27 protein-coding genes are annotated in these 26,947 nt (G+C 72.1%); 20 read left to right on the forward strand and 7 right to left on the reverse strand.

Annotated elements, in window-relative coordinates; genetic code table 11:
- Positions 1 to 49: 49 nt before the first annotated feature.
- Together ACQEUR_RS00615 and ACQEUR_RS00620 are read right to left on the reverse strand one after the other, a co-directional pair.
- A complete protein-coding gene (locus ACQEUR_RS00615; protein ID WP_433023904.1) occupies positions 50 to 937 on the reverse strand; it encodes an oxidoreductase in 888 nt (295 codons plus the stop codon).
- 126 nt (positions 938 to 1,063) lie between these two features.
- Positions 1,064 to 3,118: a HelD family protein gene (locus tag ACQEUR_RS00620; RefSeq protein ID WP_433023906.1), complete on the reverse strand. Its 2,055-nt coding sequence runs from the start codon at positions 3,116 to 3,118 to the stop codon at positions 1,064 to 1,066.
- 305 nt (positions 3,119 to 3,423) lie between these two features.
- Here ACQEUR_RS00620 and ACQEUR_RS00625 point away from each other — a divergent pair, with 305 nt between their 5' ends.
- From ACQEUR_RS00625 to ACQEUR_RS00635, 3 genes are read left to right on the forward strand one after another with little or no spacing between them, the layout of a single operon-like run.
- Positions 3,424 to 4,008 (forward strand): ArsR/SmtB family transcription factor, encoded by a 585-nt coding sequence (locus tag ACQEUR_RS00625; RefSeq protein ID WP_433023908.1) that lies wholly within the window; start codon positions 3,424 to 3,426, stop codon positions 4,006 to 4,008.
- Between the two features lie 42 nt (positions 4,009 to 4,050).
- Entirely contained in the window at positions 4,051 to 5,370 is a 1,320-nt protein-coding gene (locus ACQEUR_RS00630) for an MFS transporter (RefSeq protein WP_433023910.1), read from the forward strand.
- 33 nt (positions 5,371 to 5,403) lie between these two features.
- Entirely contained in the window at positions 5,404 to 6,252 is an 849-nt protein-coding gene (locus ACQEUR_RS00635; protein ID WP_433023912.1) for a menaquinone biosynthetic enzyme MqnA/MqnD family protein, read from the forward strand.
- Between the two features lie 51 nt (positions 6,253 to 6,303).
- On the opposite strand, the gene ACQEUR_RS00640 is transcribed toward ACQEUR_RS00635, so the two are convergent.
- Positions 6,304 to 7,233, reverse strand: a complete 930-nt coding sequence (locus ACQEUR_RS00640; protein ID WP_433023914.1) for a serine hydrolase — start codon at positions 7,231 to 7,233, stop codon at positions 6,304 to 6,306.
- The gene (locus tag ACQEUR_RS00645) at positions 7,233 to 8,207 is read right to left on the reverse strand and encodes a hypothetical protein (protein ID WP_433023916.1); all 975 of its coding nucleotides are present in this window, start codon (positions 8,205 to 8,207) and stop codon (positions 7,233 to 7,235) included. Before ACQEUR_RS00645 ends, ACQEUR_RS00640 begins: the two co-directional genes overlap by 1 nt.
- Positions 8,208 to 8,624: 417 nt before the next feature.
- On the opposite strand from ACQEUR_RS00645, the gene paaA reads away from it, so the two are divergent.
- From paaA to paaE, 5 genes are read left to right on the forward strand one after another with little or no spacing between them, the layout of a single operon-like run.
- Positions 8,625 to 9,740, forward strand: a complete 1,116-nt coding sequence (gene paaA / locus ACQEUR_RS00650; protein ID WP_433023918.1) for a 1,2-phenylacetyl-CoA epoxidase subunit PaaA — start codon at positions 8,625 to 8,627, stop codon at positions 9,738 to 9,740.
- Entirely contained in the window at positions 9,737 to 10,057 is a 321-nt protein-coding gene (paaB, locus tag ACQEUR_RS00655) for a 1,2-phenylacetyl-CoA epoxidase subunit PaaB (protein ID WP_433023920.1), read from the forward strand. The genes paaA and paaB overlap by 4 nt, the downstream gene beginning before the upstream one ends.
- A complete protein-coding gene (gene paaC, locus ACQEUR_RS00660) occupies positions 10,054 to 10,779 on the forward strand; it encodes a 1,2-phenylacetyl-CoA epoxidase subunit PaaC (RefSeq protein WP_433023922.1) in 726 nt (241 codons plus the stop codon). The genes paaB and paaC overlap by 4 nt, the downstream gene beginning before the upstream one ends.
- A gap of 58 nt (positions 10,780 to 10,837) precedes the next feature.
- A complete protein-coding gene (gene paaD, locus ACQEUR_RS00665) occupies positions 10,838 to 11,317 on the forward strand; it encodes a 1,2-phenylacetyl-CoA epoxidase subunit PaaD (protein WP_433023924.1) in 480 nt (159 codons plus the stop codon).
- Positions 11,314 to 12,432, forward strand: coding sequence for a 1,2-phenylacetyl-CoA epoxidase subunit PaaE (gene paaE, locus ACQEUR_RS00670; RefSeq protein ID WP_433023926.1), 1,119 nt, complete (start codon positions 11,314 to 11,316; stop codon positions 12,430 to 12,432). Before paaD ends, paaE begins: the two co-directional genes overlap by 4 nt.
- A 42-nt stretch (positions 12,433 to 12,474) precedes the next feature.
- Here paaE and ACQEUR_RS00675 read toward each other — a convergent pair whose 3' ends face one another.
- A complete protein-coding gene (locus ACQEUR_RS00675) occupies positions 12,475 to 13,236 on the reverse strand; it encodes a GNAT family N-acetyltransferase (protein WP_433023928.1) in 762 nt (253 codons plus the stop codon).
- Between the two features lie 101 nt (positions 13,237 to 13,337).
- Here ACQEUR_RS00675 and ACQEUR_RS00680 point away from each other — a divergent pair, with 101 nt between their 5' ends.
- Positions 13,338 to 14,504 carry a low temperature requirement protein A gene (locus tag ACQEUR_RS00680; protein WP_433023930.1) on the forward strand — a complete coding sequence of 389 codons (1,167 nt, stop codon included), beginning with the start codon at positions 13,338 to 13,340 and terminating at the stop codon, positions 14,502 to 14,504.
- Between the two features lie 262 nt (positions 14,505 to 14,766).
- On the opposite strand, the gene ACQEUR_RS00685 is transcribed toward ACQEUR_RS00680, so the two are convergent.
- Positions 14,767 to 15,426 (reverse strand): hypothetical protein, encoded by a 660-nt coding sequence (locus ACQEUR_RS00685; protein WP_433023932.1) that lies wholly within the window; start codon positions 15,424 to 15,426, stop codon positions 14,767 to 14,769.
- 154 nt (positions 15,427 to 15,580) lie between these two features.
- On the opposite strand from ACQEUR_RS00685, the gene ACQEUR_RS00690 reads away from it, so the two are divergent.
- On the forward strand, positions 15,581 to 16,579 hold the full coding sequence (locus ACQEUR_RS00690) for an IS481 family transposase (protein ID WP_433023934.1): 999 nt from the start codon (positions 15,581 to 15,583) through the stop codon (positions 16,577 to 16,579).
- A gap of 99 nt (positions 16,580 to 16,678) precedes the next feature.
- Here ACQEUR_RS00690 and ACQEUR_RS00695 read toward each other — a convergent pair whose 3' ends face one another.
- Entirely contained in the window at positions 16,679 to 17,062 is a 384-nt protein-coding gene (locus ACQEUR_RS00695; protein ID WP_433023936.1) for a hypothetical protein, read from the reverse strand.
- 108 nt (positions 17,063 to 17,170) lie between these two features.
- On the opposite strand from ACQEUR_RS00695, the gene ACQEUR_RS00700 reads away from it, so the two are divergent.
- The 10 genes from ACQEUR_RS00700 (at position 17,171) to ACQEUR_RS00745 (ending at position 26,934) form a co-directional block, all read left to right on the forward strand.
- The gene (locus tag ACQEUR_RS00700) at positions 17,171 to 18,310 is read left to right on the forward strand and encodes a helix-turn-helix domain-containing protein (RefSeq protein WP_433023938.1); all 1,140 of its coding nucleotides are present in this window, start codon (positions 17,171 to 17,173) and stop codon (positions 18,308 to 18,310) included.
- A gap of 308 nt (positions 18,311 to 18,618) precedes the next feature.
- Positions 18,619 to 19,011, forward strand: a complete 393-nt coding sequence (locus tag ACQEUR_RS00705) for a hypothetical protein (protein WP_433023940.1) — start codon at positions 18,619 to 18,621, stop codon at positions 19,009 to 19,011.
- A gap of 252 nt (positions 19,012 to 19,263) precedes the next feature.
- Positions 19,264 to 20,508, forward strand: a complete 1,245-nt coding sequence (locus ACQEUR_RS00710; protein ID WP_433023942.1) for a phospholipase D-like domain-containing protein — start codon at positions 19,264 to 19,266, stop codon at positions 20,506 to 20,508.
- Between the two features lie 136 nt (positions 20,509 to 20,644).
- Positions 20,645 to 21,007, forward strand: coding sequence for an ice-binding family protein (locus ACQEUR_RS00715; protein ID WP_433023944.1), 363 nt, complete (start codon positions 20,645 to 20,647; stop codon positions 21,005 to 21,007).
- 68 nt (positions 21,008 to 21,075) lie between these two features.
- A complete protein-coding gene (gene mqnC, locus ACQEUR_RS00720; protein WP_433023946.1) occupies positions 21,076 to 22,263 on the forward strand; it encodes a cyclic dehypoxanthinyl futalosine synthase in 1,188 nt (395 codons plus the stop codon).
- Between the two features lie 431 nt (positions 22,264 to 22,694).
- On the forward strand, positions 22,695 to 23,609 hold the full coding sequence (locus ACQEUR_RS00725; RefSeq protein ID WP_433023948.1) for a hypothetical protein: 915 nt from the start codon (positions 22,695 to 22,697) through the stop codon (positions 23,607 to 23,609).
- 59 nt (positions 23,610 to 23,668) lie between these two features.
- Entirely contained in the window at positions 23,669 to 24,379 is a 711-nt protein-coding gene (locus ACQEUR_RS00730) for a demethylmenaquinone methyltransferase (protein WP_433023950.1), read from the forward strand.
- A 70-nt stretch (positions 24,380 to 24,449) separates the two neighbouring features.
- The gene (locus ACQEUR_RS00735) at positions 24,450 to 25,019 is read left to right on the forward strand and encodes a hypothetical protein (protein ID WP_433023952.1); all 570 of its coding nucleotides are present in this window, start codon (positions 24,450 to 24,452) and stop codon (positions 25,017 to 25,019) included.
- 152 nt (positions 25,020 to 25,171) lie between these two features.
- The gene (locus tag ACQEUR_RS00740) at positions 25,172 to 26,449 is read left to right on the forward strand and encodes a geranylgeranyl reductase family protein (RefSeq protein ID WP_433023954.1); all 1,278 of its coding nucleotides are present in this window, start codon (positions 25,172 to 25,174) and stop codon (positions 26,447 to 26,449) included.
- A 119-nt stretch (positions 26,450 to 26,568) separates the two neighbouring features.
- Complete coding sequence (locus ACQEUR_RS00745) at positions 26,569 to 26,934, forward strand: NADH-quinone oxidoreductase subunit A (RefSeq protein ID WP_433023956.1); 366 nt, start codon at positions 26,569 to 26,571, stop codon at positions 26,932 to 26,934.
- Positions 26,935 to 26,947 lie beyond the last annotated feature (13 nt).

Below are 26,947 nucleotides of genomic sequence, written 5' to 3' on the forward strand. Positions count from 1 at the left end.
CGGTCCCACTTCCGGTTCCACCTCGCGGCTGACCTCGTCCGCAGGGACGCTAGCGACCCTGCGGGGCGAGCAGGTCGGCGACGGTGGTCAGCCGGACGTCGACCGCGTTGTCGTAGTCGGTGCTCCGGCTCACGTCGGCCCACGCGGAGGTTTCCTGGGCGCGCTGCCGGGACGCCTGCTCGGCGAGTTGCAGGGCGTCGGAGCCGAGCAGCAGCCGCAGCGGCGGCGCGGGCAGGGCGACGACGTCGAGGATCACCTTCGCCGCCCGGGCGGGGTCGCCGGCCTGCTTTCCGGCCACCTCGCGACGGTAGTCGTGGACGCGTCCGACGGTCTGCCGGTAGTCCTCGCTGACCTCGGCCATCCGCATCGACGAGCCGCCCCAGTCGGTGCGGAAGGCGCCCGGCTCGATGATGGTGACCTTGACGCCGAAGGGCTTGACCTCGCTGTTCAGCGCCTCCGAGAAGCCCTCGACGCCGAACTTCGCGGTCTGGTACGCGGCGAGTCCCGGCGTACCGCCGACCCGGCCGCCGATGGAGGAGAACTGCAGAAAGTGCCCGGACCGCTGGGTACGCAGCACCGGCAGCGCCGCCCGGGTGACGTTGACGACCCCGAAGAGGTTCGTCTCGACCTGGGCCCGGAAGTCCTCCTCCGGGGTCTCCTCGATCGGGGCGCTGTCGGCGTAGCCGGCGTTGTTGGCGACCACGTCCAGCCGGCCGAAGGTGTCCAGCGCGGTCTGCACCGCGGCGCGGGCGGCATGCGGGTCGGTGACGTCGAGCTGGACCGCCCGTACCTGGTCGCCGTACCGGTCGACGAGTTCGGCGAGCTGCTCGGGCTGCCGGGCGGTGGCCACCAGGGTGTCGCCGTTGTCGAGGACGGCCCTGCTCAGCTCCCATCCGAGGCCCCGGGAGCTGCCGGTGATGAGCCAGGTCTTGGCCATGGTCTGGTCCGTCCTTCCGGATCGGGAAACGCGCTGTCTCTGAGCATGATTTCGGCGAGCCGCGCTCGGTGCGCCGTATTCGCACCTATTGGCACCTGGAATATCGCCGGGGCTGAGGTGCGCCGGTCAGCCCAGCGGGGCGGGAAGCGGCTCGGTGTGCAGCACGCCGAGCCGGGAGACCGCCCGGGTCAGCACCACGTAGAGGCGGTGCAGCCCACGCGGCTCCGCCGCCACGATCGCGGCCGGCTCCACGACGATGACGTGGTCGTACTCCAGGCCCTTCGCCAGGGTGGCCGGCACGACCGTGACCCGCGCCGTGGTCTCGACCTCGTCGGGAGTCGCGGTCGCGAAGCCGGCGGCGGCGAGCGCGGTGCGCAGGGCGTCCACCGCCGCGTCGGCCGCGATCACCGCCACCGAGCCGTCGTACGTCAGCGCCGCGCGCACCTCGGCCACCGCCGCCCCGGCCAGGTCCTCCACGGTACGGATGTCGAGTGCGCCGTCGGAGCGCAGCGACTCGGCCGGCGGTACGTCCACGGCGAGCGCCGGCAGCAGCCGGTTGGCGAACGCGACCACCGCGGCCGGGACCCGGAACCCGATGGTCAGCGGCACCACCGCCGCGTCCGGCTTGCCGAGGTGGCGCAGCGACTCCCGCCAGTCGGTGGCGGCCCACGGCGCGGTGCCCTGGGCCAGGTCGCCGAGGAGCGTGATCGAGCCGTGCTCGCTGCGCCGGGCGACCGCGCGGCACTGCATCGGGGAGAGGTCCTGCGCCTCGTCCACCACCACGTGCCCGAAGCTGGGTACGCGTTCGAGCAGGCCGGCCGCCTCGTCGAGGAGTACGGCGTCCGCCGCGCTCCACCGGGCCGCCTTCGCCGTACGGGGTGGCCTGGGCCAGGTCAGCAGGGCCTGCTCGGCCTCGGTGAGCAGGCCGGCGGCGGCCACCGCCAACTCCTGCGGGTCGGCGAGCAGGCGGTGCACCAGCCCCTCCGGGGTGACTGCCGGCCAGCACCGGTCGAGGAACTCGGTCACCGGCTTCGACCGGTCCATCCGGCGCAGCCAGGCGTCCCCGGGCGACTCGGCCCGGCGCGCCTCGGCCTGGCGTTGCAGCAGGCTCACCACCCGGGCCCGGACCCGCTCCCGCCCGGTGCCGTAGGGCAGTCCCTCCCCCCGGGCCTCCTCGATCACCCGGCGCAGCGCCTCCGTGGAGATCCGCCACCGGAACGAGCCGTCGGAGACGACGATCGGCTCCACCGGCTCCCGGAGTTGCCCGGTCAGGGCCCGGCGCAGCACCTCGGCCATCCGTGCGTCGTGCTTCAGGGTGGCCGTCGCCGGGTCGTCCGCGCCGCGTACCGGCAGCGGCGGCGCGCCGGACTGGCCGCCCGCGCCCGGCCGGTACGTCGCCGAGGTGACCAGGTCCTCCACCGTGGCCTGGGCCACCTCGACCTCGCCGAGTGCCGGCAGCACTGCCGAGATGTACGACAGGAAGGCCCGGTTGGGCCCGATCACGAGTACGCCGCTGCGGCGCAGCCGCTCCCGGTGCAGGTAGAGCAGGTACGCGGCCCGGTGCAGCCCGACGGCCGTCTTGCCGGTGCCCGGGGCGCCCTGTACGCAGATCGAGTCGGCCAGGTCGGCGCGGACCAGCTCGTCCTGTTCCGGCTGGATGGTGGCGACGATGTCGCGCATCGGCCCGACCCGGGGGCGCTCGATCTCGGCGGTGAGGATCCGGCTGGCCCGGCCCAGTTCCTCGCCCCGGTCGAGGTGCTCGTCCTCGAAGCTGGTCAGCTCGCCGCCGTTGAAGCCGAAGCGGCGCCGTACGGCGACGCCCTGCGGGTCCCGGACGCTGGCCCGGTAGAACGACCGGGAGAGCGGTGCCCGCCAGTCCAGCACCATCGGCTCGCCGACGGGGTCGGTGACGTGGCGGCGGCCGATGTGGTGGTCGCCGTCGGCGAACTCCAGCCGGCCGAAGAAGAGCGGCGTGCTCGGGTCGTCGGCGAGTTCGGCGACCCGGCGGGAGAGCGTACGGCCGAGGGTCTCGGCGGCGTACGCGTCGCCCGCCACGTCCTGGCCGGTGCTGAAGAGCGCCTCGGCGTGCTCGCGCATCCGGCGCAGCGCGGTCCGGGAGGCGGCCAGGTGGGCGCGTTCGCTGGCGAGGTCGGTGGCGAGATCGGGTGCGGGCACGGTCATCTGCGGGTCCTCGGTGCGGTGTGATGTCCGTCTGCTCGCGTGTCCGGGGGTCGGTTGGCCGACCCCGGCGCGGGACGTCCGCTGCGGTGCGTGCTCACCGCGGCCGTCGGCAGGGGAAAGAAGCCTACTCGCCCGCCCACCCCGCCTCCACCGAATTACGGCGCGCCCCGGTGGTCGAGTTCCTGATGGAGACGGTCTGCGCCGAGCGGTCGGGCGGTGACCGGGCTCGTCGGCGATCGTCGCGCCGTGCCGCGCCGGGGGACGGGGTTGGAGCGGGACCGGGGGAAGGGCGGGATCATGGGCGGATGAGCGAGGAGCCGACCGCCGACCAGCGCCCGATGATGATCAGCGACCCGCAGGTGATGCGGGCGTTGGCGCACCCGGCCCGGCTGGAGATCATGGAGCATCTGACCACGACCGGCGCGGCGGTCACGGCCACCGAGTGCGCCGAGATCGTCGGGCTCTCGCCGAGTGCGACCAGCTACCACCTGCGGGAGTTGGCCCGGTACGGCCTGGTCGAGCAGGCGCCGAGCCGGGGTGACGCCCGCGAACGGCTCTGGCGGAGCACGGTCCGTTCCTGGGGTGTCGAGATCGGGCCGGACGCGTCCGCGGAGGCGCGGGCCGCGGAGGAGACCCTGATCGAGGTCTACCTCGCCCGCGATCTCGAACGGGTCCGCGACTGGGTGTACCGGTCCCGGGACGAGTCGAAGGAGTGGACGGAGGCGGCGCGGATCAGCGGCCAGACCCTGCTGCTCACCGCGGCGGAGCTGACCGCGCTGAACGACGCGGTCCGGGCCCTCATGCAGCCGTACCTGCGCCGGGAGCGTGCCGATCCGCCGGAGGGGGCGCGGCCGGTGGCGGTGCACTACGCGGCGGTGCCGATGGAGTGACGAGGGGTTGCGCCGGCAGTTGTGAAGGAATACTTTCGAAGTATGTCCTTCACAACTGTGGATGCCGTGCTGCCGACGTCCCGCTGGCGCGACGTCTACCTCACCGCCGGCGCCCGGGCCGTATCGGCCTGCGGCGACTATCTCGCCGCCATCTCCCTGGCGCTCGCGTTGCAGTCGGCGGGGGCCGGCGGGATCGCCGTCTCCGGCGTGATGCTGGCCGCGGCCCTCCCGCTGGTGCTGCTCGCGCCGCTGACCGGGCGGCTGGCCGACCGGATGGACAGCCGAACCCTGCTCGTCGGGGCCGGAGGAGCCCAGGCCGGCTGCTGCGTCGTCCTGGCGTACGCCGAGCGGGTCGACGTGATCCTGGTGTTCGTCGCGCTGCTCGCCTGCGGCCTGGCGGTGACCCAGCCGACCCTCGCCGCACTGCTGCCCGAGATGGTGCGCCGGGTGGACCTGCCCCGGGCCAGCGCGCTCAACCAGACCGCGGCGCTGCTGGGCATGCTGCTCGCACCGGGGCTGGCCGGGCTGCTGGTCGGCCAGTTCGGGGTACGGGTACCGCTGCTGATCGACGCCGCCAGCTACCTCGCCCTGGTCGCGGCGGGGCTGCTGCTGCGTACCCGTCGGGGCGGGCGGCGGACGACGGCCTCGACCAGGCCACCCGGCCCGGCACCGGTGACGCCCGCCGCCGTGGCCGGAATCCGGCCGGCCGCCGGCTGGCGGCTGCGCCGGGACCCGCTGCTCTGGACGATGGTGGTCGCCGTCGCCGGCACCATCGCCGGGGTGGGCGCGGTCAACGTGATCGAGGTGTTCTACGTACGGGAGACCCTGCACGCCTCGACGACCATGTTCGGCCTGGTGAGCACCGCCTGGATCCTGGGCATGCTGATCGGTGCCGGGCTGCTGGCCCGGACCGCCCGGCGGGCCCGCGACGACGGCGCGCTGGCCCAGGGCGTGCTGGTGCTGCTCGGCCTCGCCTGCCTGGCCGTCGCGCTCGGCGCCGTCGTGCCCGCCGCCGGCTGGCTGCTGCCGCTCTGGCTGATCGGCGGCGTGGCCAACGGCGGGCTCAACGTGTTCAGCAACCTGGTGCTGACCAACCGGGTGCCGCCCGCCGAGCGGGGCCGGGCCTTCGCGGCACAGGGCGCCGCGAACCAGGGGGCCGGAATGTTCGGCTTCCTGGTCGGTGGCGTGCTGCTGGCCCGGTTCGCGCCGCGCCCGCTGGTCGCCGTCACCGGTCTGGCCGGGTTGGCCGTGGTCCTCGCGGTGACGCCGATCGTGCTCCGGGCGGCCCGCCGGGAGCGGCGCGCCGGTCCGGTGACCGGGCCGGAGGGTGCGGCATTGGCCACTTCCGTCCCGGCCGCCTGAGCGGGCGTCCGATCCGCCGGTTACGGTCGGATCATGACCGAGCTACGGCGACCCCGGGTAGGCCATATCCAGTTCCTCAACTGTCTGCCGATCTACTGGGGCCTGATGCGCTCCGGCGCGCTGATCGACGTCGACCTGCACAAGGACGCCCCGGACCGGTTGAACGCGGCGCTGGTCGCCGGCGACCTCGACATCGGCCCGATCTCGCTGGTCGAATACCTCCGGCACGCCGACGAGCTGCTGCTCCTGCCGGACCTGGCGGTCGGCAGCGACGGGCCGGTGCTCTCGGTCAACATCGTCTCCACCCGCCCGCTGGACGAGCTCGGCGGGGCCAAGGTCGCGCTCGGCTCCACCTCCCGGACCGGGGTACTGCTCGCGCAGCTCCTGCTCGCCGAGCGGTACCGGGTGGATCCCGAGTACTTCACCTGTCCGCCGGACCTGACCCAGATGCTGCTGGAGGCCGACGCCGGCGTACTGATCGGTGACGTGGCGCTCCGCGCGCTCTACGAGGCGCCCCGGCGCGGGCTGGCGGTGACCGACCTCGGGCAGGCCTGGCGCGAGTGGACCGGGCTGCCGATGGTCTTCGCCGTCTGGGCGGTACGCCGGGACTTCGCCGCCGAACACCCGGGTCTGGTCAAGGAGGTGCACGAGGCCTTCCTGCGCTCCCGGGACCTCTGCCTGGCCGAGCTGGACGAGGTGGCCGAGGCGGCGGCCCGCTGGGAGACGTTCGACGCGGCGACGCTGGCCACGTACTTCCGGGCGCTGGACTTCTCGCTGGGTGAGCGCCAGGTGGCGGGGCTGCGGGAGTTCGCCGGCCGGGCCGTCACGCTCGGCGCCACTCCGCCGTTGCCGCCGGACGGCCCCGCCTTCTTCGCCGTCTGAGTCGCGCCGGTCAGGCTCCCCGGCACGGACGGCGCCGGGGGCCCGACCGGATCAGTCCGTACGGAGCTGCCGGGCCACGTTCTCGCAGATCTTCGCCCCGTGCGTGTAGCCGAGGCTGATGTCGTAGCGGGTCTCGACGGCCATCGTCCAGCCGTCGCCGATCGCGAGGCAGTTGACGGTGTACTTCTGCTCGCGGGTCCGGTCCACCCAGCCGTTCTTGATCGCGATCTCCTTCTGCTCCGCGGCCGGGAAGGCCTTGCGGATGCCGAAGTTGCCGACCCCCCGTACCTGGCGCATCTCGTCGAGCAGCCACGTGGTCCACTTCGGACCGGCCGCCCGCCCGTCGGCGATGCAGGCACCCAGCCGGGCGGCGTCCCGGGCCGACAGCGCGGTGCGGCTCCAGCCGCCGTCGGCGGCCGGGCTGCTGTCGGTCAGGTCGCAGATGCTGATCAGCCGCTTGATCGACGCCGTACCGCCGTTGACCTCGTAGAGCGTCTGGGCCGCGTTGTTGTCGCTGTCCCGGATCATGATGCTGACCTGGTTCATCCGGGTGTCGCTCGGGGCGTCGCCCTGCTCGGCAGCACGGCGCAGGAAGTCCGCTCCGATCCACGCCTTGATCATCGAGGCGGTCGGGTTGGTCTCGTCCATGTTGTCGGACCCGGAGATCTCGCCGGTCCGGGTGTCGAGCAGGGCCCAGTTCCACCAGCCGTCCGTGTCGACCGTCACGTCCGTGGGGGCCACCGACAGCGGCGGCGGCTCCGGACTGGGTGTCGGGCTCGGGGTCGGTTCGCCGGCCGGCGCGGGCCGCCCGCCCCCGGCCGGCGGGTTGCCCCACTCGGCGGCGGCGGAGTGCGCGAAGGGCGACCCGGGCAGCAGCCGGAGCGCGACGAGCACCAGCACCAGCAGTACCACGGAGACGAGGGTCAGGCGCAGCAGCGTCGAGCGGTTGGAGTTGGCGGCGTGGCCGCGCGAGCCCGCCATCAGGTCGTCTCCGTGTCGTTGTCGCCGGACTTCGTGCTGATCGGTTGCGGGATCTTCAGCGCGGCCCCGGGCTGCACGGTGACCAGTTGGGTGGCGACGCTGGCGCAGACGCCGGCGCCGAAGTCGAGGCCCTTCCTCCCGGAGTAGCGGGTCAGCACCGAGAGCACCCACTTGTCGGTGATGGCCAGGCAGTTCAGGTGCCACTTCCCGTCAGCGTTGATCAGGGTCCAGCCGTTCTTGATGCTCACCGGACCCTGCGCCGTGATCTCCTTCGGCAGGCCGTCGATGATGCCCCAGCGGCCGCCGCCCTGCCGGAGCCCCTGGTCCTTCTTGGCGGTGCTTCCCTGCACCTTGCTCATCTCGGTCAGCACCCACTTCGTCCACTTCGGTCCGGCGGCGGTGCCGTCCTTGATGCACTCGCCCATCCGTACCGCGTCGCGGGCGGACATCGCGGTGTAGCTCCACCAGACGCGGCCACCACCGGGACTGACGCTGTGGGTGTCGCTGAGCTTGCACATCTTGACCAGGCGTTCGAGGGTCACTTCTCCGCCGGCCCTGGCGTAGAGGAAGTTCGCCGCGTCGTCGTTGCTGTTCCGGATCGCGGTGCTGGCCATCCGCAGCCCGTTTTCCGGTGGCTGCTTGGGGCCGAACTGGCGCAGGTAGTCCGACGCCAGCCAGACCTTGATCATCGACTCGGTGGAGTTGGTCGCCGACATGTTCCTGGCGCCGGAGATCTTCCCCGTCTTCCGGTCGAGCAGCGCCCAGGAGAAGAAGCCGTCGACCCCGCTCATCGTGACCGGCGCGGCGGCCAGGGTGGGTGGTGGCGGGGCGGCTGGCGTGCTGCCGGCGGGTGTCTCGTCCGACGAGGACGGGGCGCCGGGGTTGGCCAGCCGGGCGTACGCGGCGGGTACGAGCAGCATGCCGCCAAGCACGACTGTCGCGATGGCGAACGCCATGATCAGACGGGGACGCATGAGGAGACGGGCTCCAAGGGTGAGGGCCGGGGGGCCGCTGTTTCCAGGGCACTGGCGTACTGCGGGAATGCCGTTTCGGGGTGTTGCTCGGCGCGACTCGCAGGCCCCACACCGGCGTGCTCCGCGCCCAGCCCTACCGGGGGAGGCGGTAGGACCGACCGGGAGAAGTTTACGTGCCCTGGCCCGATGCGCCAGATGCCGAGGGGAGCTGATCTAGTAGTTGTCGCCCGGATATAGCCCTATATCTGCCATTAGATACGCAATAAAGGTGCCGGTGTGACCCGGCTCATTCACCCATCAGTGCGGACATTTGGGTGGGGTGCGTTCGCCCAGCTCCGAGCGCGTCTCAGGTTTCGGGTCGGGTACGGACTCTTACACCCCTTGGTTTGGCACCCCCTGAGCTGTAACACTTACCCCGTGTACGGAAGTGACTTTCCGGGCCCGGATGACGGACCGGCCGGCGGGCTGCTCGATCAGGTCGAAGCGGCGGAGGTGGCGTTGCGTGACGCCGCCACCCGCGGACGTCCCGATCCGGCGGCGGGCCGGGGCGCCGACGGCGATCCACTCGACTACTTCACCGCACTGGTCCAGGCGGATCAGAAGATCGAACCGCGGGACTGGATGCCCGACGCCTACCGGAAGACCCTGATCCGGCAGATCGCCCAGCACGCGCACTCGGAGATCATCGGGATGCAGCCGGAGGGCAACTGGATCAGTCGCGCGCCCTCGCTCAAGCGCAAGGCGATCCTGCTCGCGAAGGTGCAGGACGAGGCCGGGCACGGCCTCTACCTCTACGCCGCCGCCGAGACCCTGGGCATCAGCCGGGACGAGCTGGTCGAGCTGCTGCTCAGCGGACGGCAGAAATACAGCTCGATCTTCAACTACCCCACCCTGAGCTGGGCGGACGTCGGTGCGATCGGCTGGCTGGTGGACGGCGCCGCGATCGTCAACCAGGTGCCGCTCTGCCGCTGCTCCTACGGGCCGTACGCCCGGGCGATGATCCGGGTCTGCAAGGAGGAGTCCTTCCACCAGCGGCAGGGCTACGAGATCCTGCACACGCTCGCGCACGGCACCCCCGCGCAGCGGGCCATGGCCCAGGACGCGGTGGACCGCTGGTGGTATCCGTCGCTGGCCATGTTCGGCCCGCCGGACACCGACTCGACGCACTCCCAGCAGTCGATGGCCTGGAAGATCAAGCGGTTCTCCAACGACGAGCTGCGGCAGCGCTTCGTCGACATGTGCGTCCAGCAGGTCGAGGCGCTCGGACTGCGGCTGCCCGACCCGGACCTGCGCTGGAACGAGCAGCGCCAGGCGTACGACTTCACCCAGCCGGACTACGCCGAGCTGATGCGGGTGATCTCCGGCCAGGGCCCGTGCAACCGGCAGCGGATCGAACACCGCCGGAAGGCGCACGCCGACGGCGCGTGGGTCCGGGAGGCCGCCGCAGCGTACGCGGCGAAGCGGGCCGGTGACCGGGCTGCCGGACGGGTGGACGCGGGCGCGGGAGCCCGGGTCGCGGAGGTGGCGGCATGAGCGACGTCGGCGGATCCGGCGACCGGCAGGTCCAGCGGCGGGATTCGCCGCTCTGGGAGGTCTTCGTCCGGGCCCGGCGCGGGTTGTCGCACAGCCACGTCGGCAGCCTGCACGCGCCCGACGCCGAGTTGGCCCTGCGCAACGCCCGCGACCTCTACACCCGCCGGCAGGAGGGGGTGTCGATCTGGGTCGTCCCCGCCTCGGCGATCACCGCGTCCAGCCCGGACGAGAAGGACGCCTTCTTCGACCCCGCCGCGGACAAGGTCTACCGGCACCCGACCTTCTACGAGGTGCCGGACGGGGTGGCGCACCTGTGAGCGCCACAGTGGACCATCTGCTCGCACTCGGCGACGACGCGCTGATCGCCGCGCAGCGGCTCGCCGAGTGGGCGACCGTCGCACCCGAGATGGAGGAGGACGTCGCGCTGGCCAACATCGCCCTGGACCAGCTCGGCGCCGCCCGCCTGCTGCTCGCCTACGCGGGGGAGCGCGAAGGGGCCGGCCGGGACGAGGACGCGCTGGCGTACCTGCGGGACGACCGGGAGTTCCGCAACTGCCTGCTCGTCGAGCTGCCCAACGGCGACTTCGCGGTCACCATGGCGAAGCTGCTCTTCCTCTCGGCCTACCAGCTCCCGCTCTACGTCGCGCTGAGCGGCTGCCCCGACAGCCGGCTCGCCGCCATCGCCGGGAAGGCGCGCAAGGAGGTCGCCTACCACCTCGACCACGCCCGACAGTGGACGGTACGGCTCGGCGACGGCACCGCCGAGTCGCACCGGAGGATGCAGGCCGCGGTCGACGAGATCTGGCCGTACACCCACGAGCTCTTCGCCGCCGACCCGGCCGCGCCGGTCGACCCGGCCGGGCTGCGCGGCGCCTTTCTCTCCACCGTGGAGCCGGTGCTCGCGGCGGCGACGCTGGACCGCCCGGCGGACGGATGGGCGCCGGCCGGCGGCCGCAGCGGGCTGCACACCGAGCACCTGTCCTATCTGCTCGCCGAGATGCAGGTGCTGCACCGCGCCCATCCCGGTGCGCGATGGTGAGCGCGAGGAGTGCGGGAGCGCAGCGACCAAGCCCCGCAGTCGCGATCGGAAGGTCGGCATGGTGAGCGCCCGGCAGGCCGCGGCCGGGGTGGTGGACCCGGAGTTGCGGGTGCTCACCATCGACGAGCTGGGCATCCTGCGCGATGTGACCCGCGACCCGGAGACCGGCCGGGTGACCGTGACCATCACGCCGACCTACACCGGCTGCCCGGCGATGGACGTGATCCGCGCCGACGTCCGGGCCGCGCTGGCCGCCGCCGGGCATCCCGGTGCCGAGGTGGTCACCGTCTACGCCCCGGCGTGGAGCACCGACTGGATCTCCGAGTCCGGCCGGGCCAAGCTGGCCGCCGCCGGCATCGCCCCGCCCGGTCCCGCCACCGGCGCCAGCGGCCCGGTCGCGCTGACCCTGACCGTACGCTGCCCGCAGTGCGGGGCGGCCGACACCGAGCAGGTCAGCCGGTTCGGCTCCACGGCCTGCAAGGCGCTCTGGCGCTGCCGGGCCTGCCGGGAACCCTTCGACCACCTGAGGGCGCTGTGAGCGTGACGATCACCCGGCCGGTACGCCGCCGCCCGGTCTTCCACCCGCTGCCGGTACGCGCGGTCGACCGGCTGACCGACGACGCGGTGGCGATCACCTTCGAGGTGCCGGTCGAGCTGCGTGACACCTTCGCCTTCCGGGCCGGGCAGCACCTCACCGTGCGCCGGTTCGCGCAGGGCGGGGCCGAGGCGCCGGTGGAGGTGCGCCGGTCGTACTCGATCTGCTCGAACCCGGCGGAGCTGGCCGCGACCGGCCGGTTGCGGATCGGGGTGCGGGAGGTGGCCGGCGGCGCCTTCTCCACGTTCGCGGTCGGCGCGTTGCGGGCCGGGGACGCCGTCGACGTGCTGCCGCCGCTCGGGCACTTCAGCACGGACTTCGCCCCGGACCGGGTCCGGCACTACGCCGCGGTGGTCGCCGGGTCGGGCATCACCCCCGTGCTGGCGCTCGCCGCGACCGCCCTGGCCGTCGAGCCGGCCAGCACGTTCACCCTGGTGTACGGCAACCGGTACGCCCGGACGGTGATGTTCGTGGAGGAGCTGGCGGACCTGAAGGACCGGTACCCGCAGCGGCTGCACCTGGTGCACGTGCTGTCCCGGGAGCCCGGCGAGTCGCCGCTGCTCTCCGGCCGCGTCGACGCCGACCGGCTCGGCCGGCTGCTCGACACCATCGTGCCGGCCGAGCGGATCGACGAATGGTTCCTCTGCGGCCCGTACGGGATGGTCCTGGACGCGAAGGACGTGCTCGCCGCCCGGGGGGTGCCGGCGGAGGCGGTACGGGCGGAACTGTTCCATGTGGACGCGCCGCCTGCGCCGCCGGTGCGGCCGACCGCGACGGCGGCCGGCAGCGAGGTGACGATCCGGCTGGACGGCCGGACGTCGAGTTTCCGGATGGGCCGCGACGAACGGGTGCTCGACGCCGCGCTGAGGGTCCGCGCGGAGCTGCCGTACGCCTGCAAGGGTGGGGTCTGCTCGACCTGCCGGGCGAGGGTCGTCTCCGGCGAGGTGTCGATGGCCCGCAACTACGCGCTGGAGCCGGACGAGGTGGCCGCCGGGTACGTGCTGACCTGCCAGTCCAGCCCGCTGACCGACACCCTGGTCGTCGACTACGACGGCTGAGGCGTCCGGCCCGGCGGGCCACACCGGGAGGCGGTGGACGCCTCAGCCGGGCAGGCGGACGGCGAGCACCCGGGTCACGGGGCGGAATCCGGCGTCGTCGTACATCCGCTGGGCGGGGTTGCGGTCCGCCACCTGGAGGCCGAGCGTCGGCAGCCCGGCCGCGCGGGTGCCCCGCAGGGCGTGCGTCAGGAGTGCCCGGCCGAGCCCGTTGTGCTGGGCGTACGGCGCCACCGCCAGGTTGAGGATCCAACCGCAGGTGTCGTCGGTCCACGGCACCGGGCCGGCGCAGAGGACGTGACCGGCGCTGCGCCCGTCGGGACCGACCACCCGGGCCGACGCGCCGCTCAGCGGTGGTACCGGATCGGCGGCCTCGAACATCGCCCGGATCTCCCGGGTGTCGTCGGCCCGCCAGGGGCCCTCGGGGTGGTCCGGGCCGTACGCCGCGGCGCACGCCTCGGCGAGGTCGCTGTCCCAGCCGGCGGCGGCCAGCGACCACCCGACGGGCAGCGCGGGCGGCGCCGGCAGGTCGGTCAGGTCGTGCCGCATCTCGGTGGCGGCCCGCAGGACGGTGAGGCCACCCGCCACCAGGGCCGCCCCCAGGCCGCCGTGTGCGGTCTCCAGCCGGAGCCCGGCGAGGTCCCGGCGTGCCTGCCCGGCGACATCGCCCGGGGCCACCCCGGGCAGCGGCCGGACGTCGGCGGCGACGGAGCCGTCGTCGCGCAGGCAGAGCCGGGCGAGTGGGGTGTCGTCATCGGCGTGCAGCAGCGTCTCGGTCGGGGCCTCGGGGTCGGGGTGCAGGGGCACCGACGCACCCTAGCGGCGCCGGGCAGCGGGCCGCCATCGAATTGCCCCGGGTGCCGGCCGAAGTGGATTTTCCCTGGTCACCGCCTCGATATGGTGTGACGGTGTCACCTCGGCAGCCGGACAACAAGAGTGTGACCTGGGAGGAGCTCTTCTTCGACCTGGCCTTCGTGTTCGCGCTCAGCCAGTTCTCCCACGTGCTGGCCGACATTCACGGCTGGGCCGGGGTCGGCAAGGTCGTGATCCTCTTCGTCACGATCTACTGGATATGGGGCGGGGCCGGCCTCTACACCGACCAGCAGGACGTCAGCAGGCCGTCGGGCCGGATCGTGATCCTCGCGCTCGGCTTCGGCAGCCTGCTGCTGGCCATGACCATTCCCGCCGCGTACGGGGATCACGGTCTGCTCTTCGTCTGCGCCGCCCTGAGCTCCCGGATCCTGCTGGGCGTCGTCACGCTGCGAGGTCTCCCCCTCTGGCGGGCCTTCCTCCTCAGCCCGCACGGGGTGGTGGTGGTGACCGCCCCGCTGCTGCTGGCCGGTGCCCTGTCGGAGGGCAAGGCCCGGATCGCGCTCTGGACGGTCGCCGCCGTGATCGACGTGGCGAGTCCCTGGCTGGCCCGCCGAACGGTACGGGCGATCCGGGTGCAGCCACGGCACTACACGCACCGCTACGGACTGTTGATCATCATCGTGCTCGGCGAGTCCGTGATCCAGGTCGGGGCGGCGGCCGTCGGCGAACCGCTGACGAGCGTCCGGGTGCTTGCCATGGCCGCCGGGTACGCCCTGGCCTCCTCGCTCTGGTGGACGTACTTCGGCTACGGCGTGCAGGCCTTCCGGGGGGCGCTGGAGCAGGCCGAGGACCAGGCGCGCCTGCGGGTGGCGATCCTGATCTACGCGCACCTGCTGTTCAGCCTGGCGATCATCGTGATCGCCGACGGCGTGGCCGACGTGGTGACGGCGCCGGTCGAGCCGCTGTCGAGCGCCGAGACGAACCGGCTCTTCGGCGGCTGCGCCCTCTTCCTGGGCACCTTCGCCTACACCCACTGGCGGATCCACCGGAAGATCGCCTGGCGACGGGTCGGCGTGGCCGCCGCCTGCCTCGGTCTGCTGCCGCTGGCGCCCCTGCTGCCGGCCCTGGCCGCGCTCGGGCTCCTGCTCCTGCTCGTGGCCGGGGTCGCCGGGATGGAGGAGATGTTCCGGCACCGCCACGTGGCCGGCTCCGGGGGAAGCCCGCTGGAAGAGGTGGACCGGGGCCCGGTGGCGGGTGAGTGACCCGGCGCGGCGGCCCGCACATCCCGATCGGGGGTGCCGGCGGATTGCCCTGCGCTGCTGGGTCTGGCCGATGCGGGACTGCTGGTGCTGTAAGGGCCACGGGCACCGCCGGCCGGCCGGCCGGCGACCACAAGACACACCGCCGCGGGAAGGTGTCGCAGCCGTGCCGCTGGTGCCGGCAGACCGGAAAACGACTCCGGATCGGCCGGCGGGTACGGAACCGGGGCCGGGGAAAGCACCGGGCTGCGCAGTGACCGTCAGTTCACGACGGATCGACCGGACCTCCAAATTGCTGCTTAGGCAGCCTTTCCGGCTCGCCGTTGTTGACTCGGCGCCACCGCTCGCCCGTGAGTTCGGAGTACGAAACAGTAACCTCCGCCCTTCTCGCGTTCCCCTCGGTCAATCCCATGAGACCGCCACGCGGTACGAGGAGCGACATGGGTCGCGATTCCTTGGGAGGCAGGATCTCCTCACGGTTCAGCACCACGAATCCCTTCCGAGGAGCCGAGACCACCACGCCAATGTCCAAGAGCGGCCTCAACCCGAGGTTCCAGACGTAGACCTCTACTCGGCCCGCCCCGTCTGCCTCAACGCGCACCGAAGGTGGACTGGTGAAGATGTTCCGGACCGGCCGCAACGCAACCTCTGCCCGCTCTGCCCGCAACTGCTCCTGAGCCTCCCGGGCCTGCTGGCGCTCGTGCATCAGCAGCCAGGCAGCTGCGACAGCCGCAGCGACGCCGGCCAGGACTCCGGCGATGCTGCCCCAGCCCTGCATCCAATCGGTAACCTTCGGCGGTTCCCGACCCGGGGTCGGGTTGTACGTCATCGACACCACGAAGGCCAGGAACACGAAAGCGGCTAGGCCGCACGCCACGCAGCCGGTCAGCAGCCAGGGCAGACGTCGGTCACGCTCGTGGGTCACGTGGGTACGGTATCGGTTCGGCGCCAACTAGCTGTACTGACCAGGCACGTTGGTCGAGGTTGTGTGACGACACGACGTAGATAGACGTGATGACGAAGGCCTCCGGTTGTGGAGTGGAGCTGTCTAGGAACCGCTCCGCCAACAGGAGGCCTTCGTGTCCCACGCTAACGCCGCTCTGACTCCCCGCGCACGTCTTCGCCTGGCGCGTCTGATCGTGGACGAGGGCTGGTCGGTCGCCCGTGCCGCGGAACGCTATGACGTGTCCTGGCCGACTGCGAAACGCTGGGCCGTGCGGTATGCCGAGCATGGTGCGGCCGCAATGACGGATCGGTCCTCACGCCCTCAGCGCAGCCCGACCAAGACGGCCCAGCCGGTGGTGCGCAAGATCGTGCACCTGCGATGGAAACAGCGGCTTGGACCAGTGCAGATCGCCGGCCAGTTGGCGATGCCGGCCTCGACCGTGCACGCCGTGCTGACCCGCTGCCGGATCAACCGCCTGTCACACATCGACCGCGCCACCGGCGAGCCGATCCGCCGCTACGAACACGACCGGCCCGGCGCGATGCTGCACGTCGACGTCAAGAAGTACGGCAACGTCCCCGACGGTGGTGGCTGGCGATACGTCGGCCGCGCCCAGGGCGAGCGCCACCGCCAAGCCACCGCCCGGCGCACCGGCGTCCGTAACACCCGCCACGCACCGAACATCGGCACGGCGTTCGTGCACACCGTCGTCGACGATCACTCCCGCGTCGCCTACGCCGAGATTCGCGACAACGAGACCGCCGCCACGGCGATCGACGTGCTACGCAACGCCGTGGCCTGGTTCACCGAGCGCGGCGTCACCATCGAACGCGTCCTAAGCGACAACGGCTCGGCCTACAAGTCACACGCCTGGCGCGACGCGTGCCACCAACTTGGCATCAAGCCGAAGAAGACCCGCCCCTACCGGCCCCAGACCAACGGCAAGGTGGAACGGTTTCACCGCACCATGACCAACGGCTGGGCACTACGACGCTTCTACAGCTCGGAGCACGCCCGCCGCGTAGCCCTACCCGCCTGGCTCCATCACTACAATCACCACCGACCCCACACCGCCACCGGCGGCAAACCGCCCATCACCAGGTTGACCAACCTCCCTGGGCAGTACAACTAGCTGACCAGGTCAAACCTGGCCTTGGACCCGGCTCCACTCCTGGCTAGGCCAGGCCGATGCCACGCCGGGGCGCCGTGACTGTGCGCCCGTCGGCAAGGTTCACGAAGCCCGGAGATCCTGGTACCTGGCGCCGCGCTTGGCACAGGTCTCCTGAACGCCGTCGGTGACCATGAACCACGTACCCTCAGCCCCGGCCTCCAGGCGGTACGGCAGTGGCGTTGACCACCTGACGGTCCGTGTCGAGACCACCGAACCGCCGCCGGGCATCCTGAACTCCCAGCCGGTGACCGTGATCGGCGACCTGCCCGTGTTCCGGGCGGTCACGCTGGTGAACCACTGACCACTCATGTCGACTGTGACGAGAGCCTGCACTGCGGTCACGGTCACTACAGGGCCGCTGCGCTTCCACGAGACCACCTGCCACAGCAGCGACGCAGCACTCATATCGATGGCGATGATCGACAGAAGAACCGGGATAGACATGCGTGGCATGGGGCTCTACCCGGCAAAACGCCGGTGTACCGTCCGAAGTGGCGGCCCCGGGATAGGGCCCGGCGGCCGCCACCACCCCAGCCCTATCTGGGAGTGCAAATGCCGCGACCTCTGGCGGTTGATCCACGATTCGGCCCCGAGCTGCGCCGTCTGCGCGAAGAGCGCGGCCTGAGCGTCCGCGAACTGGCCTCGGCCGGCCTAACCAGCAAGACACAGATCCACGACTTGGAGACCGGCCGGCGGCGGCCCACCGTAGCGACCGCCGCCCACCTCGATCGGGCGCTCAACGCAGGTGGTCATCTTGCCGCGATGGTCCGCGAGGCAGGACCGCCGCCGGAGAGCGCCGAGCGCCTGGCCTACGTCGTCCAGCATCCGCGCCGGGTCGATGGGCCGACACTGGACGCACTGACCGACCTACTCGCCGCGCAACGCCGGCTTGAGGATGCCGTGGGATCGGTCGCCGTGCTCGGCCCGGTGCGTGCACAGCTCGGCCTCGTGACCGGACTGGTCGGCGAGGCACGCTGCACGCTGAGGCCCCGGCTGGTCGACTTGGCGTCGCAGTGGACCCAGTTCGCCGGCTGGCTGCACATCGCCGCCGGCCAGGACCAGGCGGCGGCCCGCTGGCTCGCCCGCGCCCTGGAGCTGGCCACCGAGGTCGACAACCGAGACATGGTCGCGACCGCGCTCAGCTTCCGCGCGCATCTCGCCGAAGGGCAGGGCCGGACCGGCGACATGATCGGCCTATCCCTCGCGGCCAGCCGGGACCCGGGCGTCTATCCGGGACTACGCGCGTACTGCGCCGGGCAGAGCGCCCGCGGACTGGCGACGGCAGGCGCCGACGCGGCCGAGGTGCTGCCGCTGCTGAGCGAGCTGCGCGACCTTGCGGCCGAACAGTCCCAGGACGACCTACCGCCGTCCGGCTACTGGTACACGGACAGCTTCTTTGCCATCCAAGAAGGCATCACCCTGCGGCATCTGGCCGAGACGGACCGGCGACACGCGACCCGGGCCGTCGAACTGCTCGCCGCTGGCGTCGCGGCCACCCCGCCGGAGTCGCGGGGATCGGACTGGCACGGCCGGCACATCGTCCAGCTTGGTCAGGCGCTGACGCTCGCCGGTGACCAGCCCGCCGCGCAGGACGCTCTCGACCGCGCTCGCGACATCGCCACCGCGACCGGCTCTCGGCCACTCGCCGCGCAGATCACGGCCGCTGTCCGCAACCTGTCCGCACATCGGTAGCGCGGACACGGACACGCTGTCCATCACCCGCTGCGCCGGAAAGGCTACGAGCAGGGCGCGCGCTGGGCGGATGTACGACCGCCTGCAACCCGAGCGCCCGGCCGGCCCGGGGCAGACCTTCCCCCGGATCCCGCCCCGGGCCGGCGCCGGCTCAGGTTGAGAGTGCCGCTCGGCGATCCGGGATCCCGGGCGGCACGGGGCGGAGGGGCGATGCTGACGCGGGTACGCCGCTGGATCCGGCGCCGCGCGCGGGTGCGGGACTTCCGGCGCGACGGCCGCCGGTGGGTACGCGTGCGTGGACCGGGGCGATGATGCCCGAGGGACCGCCCGGCCTGGCCATCGATTGGGCCTGGGCGTCGCTACGGACCCATGCCGACGGTCACGCCTGTATCGGCTGCCGGGGCTACTGGTGCCCCACGGTCGAATGGGCGCTGTGGGTCGCCATCTCCGACCAGTTGGTCGACGGCGACGACCGGCGCCAGGCGGTCACCGTCGTCGCGCGGCAGGTGTTGCGCGCGCACTGGCCGCGCACCGTGGACGGATGCCGGCCGTGCGGGCTGCCGAACTGTGAACGGGCTCGCCTGTCCGGCGGGTGGCTGGACGCGATCGGCGACCCGTACGTCCCGCCGTCGGCGACGATTCTGCGCCCGACGGCCACACCGACAGATGACGACCTGCGGCGCATCACCGAGATGGATTGACCCATGCACGCTGCTACTCGTCACCCTTCCGCGCCGGCCGTCGTGCTGGCTTGTCGTCGTACCGGGCGCCGTACTGCTCGGCACACGTCTTGCCCTGCCTGTAGCAGCCGTTCTCCTCGCACCACTGCCGGCGGGTCGCCTTCCAGCGACCCCACCCCCGACAAGCCCGCCACGCCCCTGCCTCGCTCGGCCATGTGAAAAGATCCTTCGAAGTTGGTTGATTCGTCGAAGGTTCTGCACTAACAAGGGGGCATGAGGATGCTCCGAGTGCGTCGTACCCAGCTCCGAGTCGGGCTGGCCTCCTGCGCGGCGGTCGGGCTGCTGGCCACGACGCTGCCGACCCCGCCGGTGGCGGCGGCCCAGCCGTCGAGCGCCGCCGCCGACCCGTTCTCCGCGTACGCCAGGTTCAACGTCCCGGCCGAGGACGGCACCCGGGACCGGACGATCGAGGACGAGCTGGTCCGGCTCGCCGACGGGGCGCCGGCCGGCGGCTACATCCGCGGTCTGATGTACAGCTGGAGTTCGCCGGTGGTGGCCGAGGCGCTGAAGCGGGCGGCCGCCCGGGGAGTGATCGTCCGGGTGGTGCTCGACGAGACCGGCGGCGGGGTGAACACCGGCGCGGACAACGCGGCGATGGCGGTACTGCGTTCGGCCAACCTGGACGACCTGGTGATCTGCGGCGGGGGATCGGCGGTGGCCGGCTCGACGGCCTGCATCGGCAACAGGAGTAACTCGATCAACCACAACAAGGTCTTCACGTTCTCCACCAGCGGGACGATGAAGCGGGTGGTCTTCGTCAGCTCGCAGAACCTGACCTTCACCCAGAACAACCTCTTCAACAGCGCCCTGGTCGTGCACGAGGACTACGAGCTGTACGACCACTTCACCGCGTACTTCAACGACATGCGGGCGCAGCGCAAGAACAACGACTACTTCAACACCGCCAACGGCTACTACAAGTCGCCGACCACCGCGGTCACCGTCTACCACTCGCCCCGGGCCGGCAGCGACACCCTGGCCAACCGGCTGGCCGAGGTGAACGCGTACGAGAGCGGCTGCTCGGTGGACGTGGCGCACGCGCAGTTCACCGACGCCCGCCCGGAGGTCGCCGCCGAACTGCGCCGGATCGGCCGGCTCGGCTGCCGGGTGCGGGTCGTCTACGGCTCGATGGGCAGCACCGCGTACGCCACCCTGAACGGGCAGCCGAACGTCTCGCTGAAGAAGTACCACGACGCCGAAACCAGCAACTACGACGGCCGGGTGGTCACACTGCACTCCAAGAACATCGTCATCCGGGGGACCTTCGCCGGGGTGGCCGGGCGCAGTGTCGTCTTCACCGGCTCGCACAACATCACCGATCCCGCGTTGACCGACCACGACGAGACGCTGGTCAAGATCGAGCACCCGACGGTCTGGAACGACTTCCACGGCAACTTCGAGACGGTGTGGAGCCGGGCCAAGTGCGTCAACCCGGACAACGGAAGCTGCACCACCTGACTCGCGCCGGTCGTACCGGCCCGGAGCCTTTTGGGAGTTCTGGGCGCTTATGTCGATGGCGACCTTTTGCCGCGCGGGCGTCTCCCACCGGATCGGCAGGTCGGTCCGGACGGCTTCCGCCCTGACCCTGGTGTGCGTGTCGACCGTCCTGGTCGGCGTGGCCGCGACGCCCAGCGCGAGCGCGGCCACGCCGCCGGTACCGCTCGGCAGTGCGGCGGACTTCGCGGTCCTCGCCGGCACCACGGTCACCAACGCCGGAGCCAGCGTGATCAACGGGGACATCGGTGTGAGCCCGGGTACGGCGGTGACCGGATTCCCTCCCGGCCAACTGAACGGGGACGTCCACGACGGCACCCTCGACGTCGGGCGTACCGCGTACACCCTCACCGGCGGCGCCGGCGACAACGCCGCGACCTGGAACCCGGTCGTTTCCGTCCGGGTTCCCCTGTCGGCGGTCGCCGGTGTCTACACCGCGACGGTGACGTTCTCGGTCGCGTGACGCGGATGACCGCGGTACCGCCCCCGGGGCCACCACCCGGCGGAAAGCCCCGGCGTACCCTCGAATCCATGGTGAGCCGGGAGATCGACGACATCCTGCAGCGCGGCGCGGACGGCGGGCGGATCACGCCCGAGGAGGCCCTGCTGCTCTACACCGAGGCGCCCTTCCACCCGCTGGGCGAGGCGGCCGACGCGGTACGCCGCCGCCGTTACCCGGACAACATCGTCACGTACCTGATCGACCGCAACATCAACTACACCAACGTCTGCGTGACGGCGTGCAAGTTCTGCGCCTTCTTCCGCGCCCCGAAGCACCGCGAGGGCTGGACCCACCCGACGGAGGAGATCCTGCGCCGCTGCGGCGAGGCGGTCGAACTGGGCGCCACCCAGGTGATGTTGCAGGGCGGCCACCACCCCGACTACGGCGTCGAGTACTACGAGGAGCTCTTCTCCTCGGTCAAGCGGGCGTACCCGCAGCTCGCGATCCACTCGATCGGCCCGAGTGAGATTCTGCACATGGCCAAGGTCTCCGGGGTCAGCCTGGACGAGGCGATCAGCCGGATCAAGGCGGCCGGACTCGACTCGATCGCGGGTGCGGGCGCGGAGATGCTGCCCGAGCGGCCCCGTAAGGCGATCGCGCCGCTCAAGGAGTCCGGCGCGCGTTGGCTGGAGGTCATGGAGCTCGCCCACCGGCAGGGCATCGAGTCGACCGCGACCATGATGATGGGGACCGGCGAGACCAACGCCGAGCGGATCGAGCACCTGCGGATGATCCGGGACGTGCAGGATCGCACCCGGGGCTTCCGGGCCTTCATCCCGTGGACGTACCAGCCGGAGAACAACCACCTGAAGGGCCGCACCCAGGCGACCAGGCTGGAGTACCTGCGGCTGATCGCGGTCGCCCGGCTCTTCTTCGAGACCGTGCCGCACCTGCAGGCATCCTGGCTGACCACGGGCAAGGACGTCGGCCAGCTCGCCCTGCACATGGGGGTGGACGACCTCGGCTCGATCATGCTGGAGGAGAACGTGATTTCCTCGGCCGGCGCGCGGCACCGCTCCAACCTGCACGAACTGATCTGGATGATCCGTTCGGCCGGTCGGATCCCGGCCCAGCGGGACACGCTCTACCGGCATCTCGCGGTGCACCACACCCCGGCGGACGATCCGACCGACGACCGGGTGGTCTCGCACTTCTCCTCGATCGCGCTGCCGGGCGGCGGCGTCGGCCGGGCACTCCCGCTGGTCGAGGCCCGCTGATACCGCTCTGAAGCGTTAAGAAGGGCCCCTTCCTGTCGCAGAAGCGATCGGGAGGGGCGCTTTCGTGCCCCCTCCTCCATTCGGGCCAGGTGGTCTGGGCGGGGTGGACACCCGGGGGTGGGCGAGGTGGTCGATCATTTCGGCCGTTGCGCCGGTGGCCCCGCGAGTTGCCGCCGAAAAGCGCCATCTACCAGGACATTCTTGGTGTCTGTACCCGGTCGGCCGGTCATAACGGTTGGATCAAGAGGGCGCTGTACGGCGCGGGGAACCGATAGCGTCCCCCGTCGTACGACCCGATCAACCAACGGTCGTCCTCTATCGGTCCGTGAGGGCCGTTCACATAACGCACGGCATCGTGGGCGAGGTGGACAACCACCTCGCCCACGGTGTGTCCCGGCGGAGCCGCCCGCGATTGACTACAGTGCGCAGTCGTGCGAACACAGATACCGCTGGCGGCGGTCGCGTGCGTCCTGATGGGCCTCGCGGCGGCCCCACCCGCGCTCGCGGGCGGCGGCCTCACCCGGCCGACGGCCCCCGCCGGCCCGGCCGACCTCGTGGCCCGGCTCGGCGCGTCCCCGTCGGACACCACCGGACGACAGCGCCTGGTGACCGCGACGGTCTCCAACCGGGGCCCGGCGGTGGCCCGCGGCGTACGCCTCCGCTTCGCCGGCGAGGTGGACAGCGAGGCGGTCGACCCGCGCAGCGTGCGGTTCTGTGCCCGCCCCGAACCGGTAAAGAGCCCGACCGCCGGGCCGTCGCTGGTGGTGCCCTTCGCCGGCGAGTGTCCGCTGCCCGAACTGCTCCCCGGCCGGTCGGCACGCCTGGTCGCCGTCCTCGCCTGGGTGGCCGGTACGACCGGCGTCGTCGGGCGGTTGACCGTGGCGGTGTCGCACGCCGGCCGCGACCCGGTGCCGGACAGCCCGGCGAACGTTCCGCTGGCGGCGACCGCCGCCGCGCCGCCCGGTGGGCCGAGCGGGCCCAGCGCGGCTCCGGGCCCGAGCGCCGCCCCGGGGGCAGGCGCCACCGGGGAGCACGGGACCGCCCCACCGGACGGCGCACCCGGGCCGGCGGAGCCCGATGACGGACCCGGTCCGGCGCAGCCCGATGACGGTCCCGGTCCGGCGGAGCAGGCCGGCGCGGGTCCGACCCCGGGCGGCGGGGCGGCGGCCACCGGCGGAGACACCACCGGCGCGGGGCAGGAGGGCGACGGCGGGGTGCTCCCGGCGACCGGGGGACCGGCCACCCTCCTGGCCGGCGTGGGCCTGGCCGGTACGGCCCTCGGCGGCGTGCTGTGGCGATGGGCCCGGCGGCGCGGCTCGGCGGCCGGCAGCCCGTACCGGCACTGAGGACGGGGCGGCCGGGCCGGGGCGGGGCGGGGCTCGGCTGACTGGCAGACTTGGCCAGCGTGACCCGTACTCCGACCGGACCCCGCGCCAGCCTGGACAAGCAGCCCCACGAGGTCGCGGCGATGTTCGACCAGGTGGCCTCGCGGTACGACCTGACCAACACCGTCATCTCCTTCGGGCAGGACCGGGGGTGGCGCCGGGCCACCCGGGCGGCCCTCGGACTGCGGGCGGGTCAGCGGGTCCTCGACGTCGGCGCCGGCACCGGGGTCTCCACCGCCGAACTGGCCACCTCCGGGGCGTACGCGGTCGGGCTGGACCTCTCCATCGGCATGCTCCGGGCCGGCCGGCGGGTACGCCCCGAGGTGCCGCTGCTGGCCGGTGACGCGCTGCGGCTGCCGTTCCCGGACGCCGCCTTCGACGCGGTCACCATCTCGCTGGCCCTGCGCAACGTGGTGGACACCGAGGCGGCGCTGCGGGAGATGGCCCGGGTGACCCGGCCCGGTGGCCGGTTGGTGGTCTGCGAGTTCAGCACCCCGACCAATCCGGTGTTCCGCACCGTCTACCTCTCCTACCTGATGCGTTCGCTGCCGTCGGTGGCCCGGGCGGTGGCCAGCAACCCGGACGCGTACGTCTACCTGGCCGAGTCGATCCGGGCCTGGCCGGACCAGGCGGGGCTGGCGGGCCGGATCGCCGCCGCCGGCTGGGAGCGGGTGGCCTGGCGGAACCTGACCGGCGGCGTCGTCGCGCTGCACCGGGCCGTACGCTCATGAAGTTTCTTGTTTTAAATGTCTTTAGTCCGTTTGATCCGCAAAGGACCGTCTGAGCCCGTAGGCTGCGCCCATGACGGGGGCAGACCGGCAGGCCGACGGCGAGGGGCGGAGCGCGGAGGACGCGGCCGGGACCGACCCGGAGCGGGCCGAGCTGATCGCCCAACTCCGGGAGCTGGCCGGACCGGACCCGGTGGCCGTGCGGACGGTGGTCGCCGACGTGCTCGCCGCGCTCGACCGGGTCACCGACGGGACGCTGCGGGAACCGCCGCCGGACGAGGAGGACCGCATCTGGTCGGACGCCGTGGACGGCCAACGGGACCCCCTGGCGCCGGCCACCGGACCCGGTACCCGAACGGCGGACACCTTCCCGGTCGAGCCGCGACCGGCCCGGCCGGAGCCCGGCGAGCCGCATCCGGCGGAGCCGCACCCCGCCGAACCGCATCCGGTCCAACCCCGTCCGGGGGAACTCCATCCGCCCCGACCGGGGCCGCCCGACCCGCACCCGCCCGAGCCGCATCCGGCGGAGCCGCACCCCGCCGAGCCGGCGCCGTCCGATCCGCACCCGGCCGAGCCCGGACCGGTCACGCCGGGACCGATCGAGCGTCGGCCGACCCAGCGCAGCGGCGAGGATCCCGGCTGATTTCCGCCTTCCGAAGGACCGTGGAAGGTAGCCGGCGCGCCTACCTCGGCAAGTTAGGTCCACCTAACCCGTGGCCGGCCGTTTCGCGGTCTTAGAATCCTCCCGGACCATGCTTGTGAAGCATTTCACGAGCGTCGGAAGGGGAGGCGCGGATGACGGCGATCGAGAACGACGCCGACGTCATCGTCGTGGGCGCCGGCCCCGGAGGATCGACCACCGCCTATCACCTGGCCCGCCACGGCGTACGGGTGCTGCTGCTGGAGAAGACCGAGTTCCCCCGGGAGAAGGTCTGCGGCGACGGTCTCACCCCGCGCGCGGTCAAGCAGCTCGTCAAGCTTGGCGTCGACACCTCGCCCGAGGCCGGCTGGCTGCACAACAAGGGACTCCGGGTCATCGGCGGCGGCGTACGCCTCGAACTCGACTGGCCCGAGCTGGCCAGCTTCCCGAACTACGGGCTGGTCCGCACCCGGCTCGACTTCGACGACCTGCTCGCCAACCGCGCGGTCGAGGCGGGCGCCGTGCTGCGCACCGGGGTCACCGTCACCGGCCCGGTGCTCGACGACGCCGGCCGGTCCATCGGGGTCACCGCCGAGACCGGCCCCGACCGGGCCCCGGTCACCTTCCACGCGCCGCTGGTGGTGGCGGCCGACGGAGTCTCCGGCCGGCTCCCGCTCGCGCTCGGCCTGGCCAAGCGCGAGGACCGGCCGATCGGCGTCGCGGTGCGCCGCTACTACCGCTCCCCGGCCAAGCACGACGACAACTACCTGGAGTCCTGGCTGGAGCTGCGCAGCAAGGAGAACCCCGACAAGCTGCTGCCCGGGTACGGCTGGATCTTCGGCATGGGCGACGGCCGGGTCAACGTCGGGCTGGGCGCGCTGAACTCCTCGGCGGCGTTCGGCAAGACCAACTACCGCCGCCTCCTGCTCGACTGGCTCGCCAACACCCCGCCGGAGTGGGGCATGACCGACCAGGTCAACGCCGACGGCCCGATCCTCGGCGCGGCACTGCCGATGGGCTTCAACCGGGTGCCGCACTACACCCGGGGGGTGCTGCTGGTCGGCGACTCCGGCGGCATGGTCAACCCGTTCAACGGCGAGGGCATCGCGTACGCGATGGAGTCGGGCGAGCTGGCCGCCGAGGTGATGGTGCAGGCGCTGGCCCGGCCGGCCGGCGTGGAGCGGGAGCGGGCGCTGGCCGCGTACCCGGCCGAGCTGAAGAACCGCTTCGGCGGCTACTACCGGCTCGGCAACATCTTCGTGAAGATGATCGGCAATCCGCAGGTGATGCGGGTCGCCACCAAGCACGGCATGCCACACCCGATGCTGATGCGGTTCGTACTCAAGCTCCTGGCCAACCTGACCGACCCGCGCGGCGGGGACGCGATGGACCGGGTGATCAACGCGATGACGAAGGTGGCTCCGGCCGTGTGAGGCCGGACCCGGCCCGTACGCGGGCTTCGGCGGTACCCCGGGCACCGGTGCCCGACGGACTGTGAATAGTGTGAATTTGGATTTGACCGAGGGCAGGGAAGGACGAGCAGGAGAAAACGATGTCGCTCTCGCCGTACGTACCCATCATCGGGCTCCTGGCCCTCGCCGCGGGGTTCGCGCTGTTCTCCGTCGCCTCCGCCCGCCTCGCCGGCCCCCGGCGCTACAACAAGGCCAAGCTCGAGGCGTACGAGTGCGGCATCGAACCGAGCCCGCAACCGGTGGGCGGCGGCCGGTTCCCGATCAAGTTCTACCTGACGGCGATGCTCTTCATCGTCTTCGACATCGAGATCATCTTCCTGTACCCGTGGGCGGTCAACTTCGACATGCTCGGGCTCTTCGGCTTCGTGGAGATGGTGCTGTTCATCGTCGCGGTCTTCATCGCGTACGCCTACGTGTGGCGGCGCGGCGGACTGGACTGGGACTGAGGGAGGACGTCAG

The organism is Plantactinospora sp. CA-290183 (assembly GCF_050936375.1).
GTDB lineage: Bacteria > Actinomycetota > Actinomycetes > Mycobacteriales > Micromonosporaceae > Plantactinospora.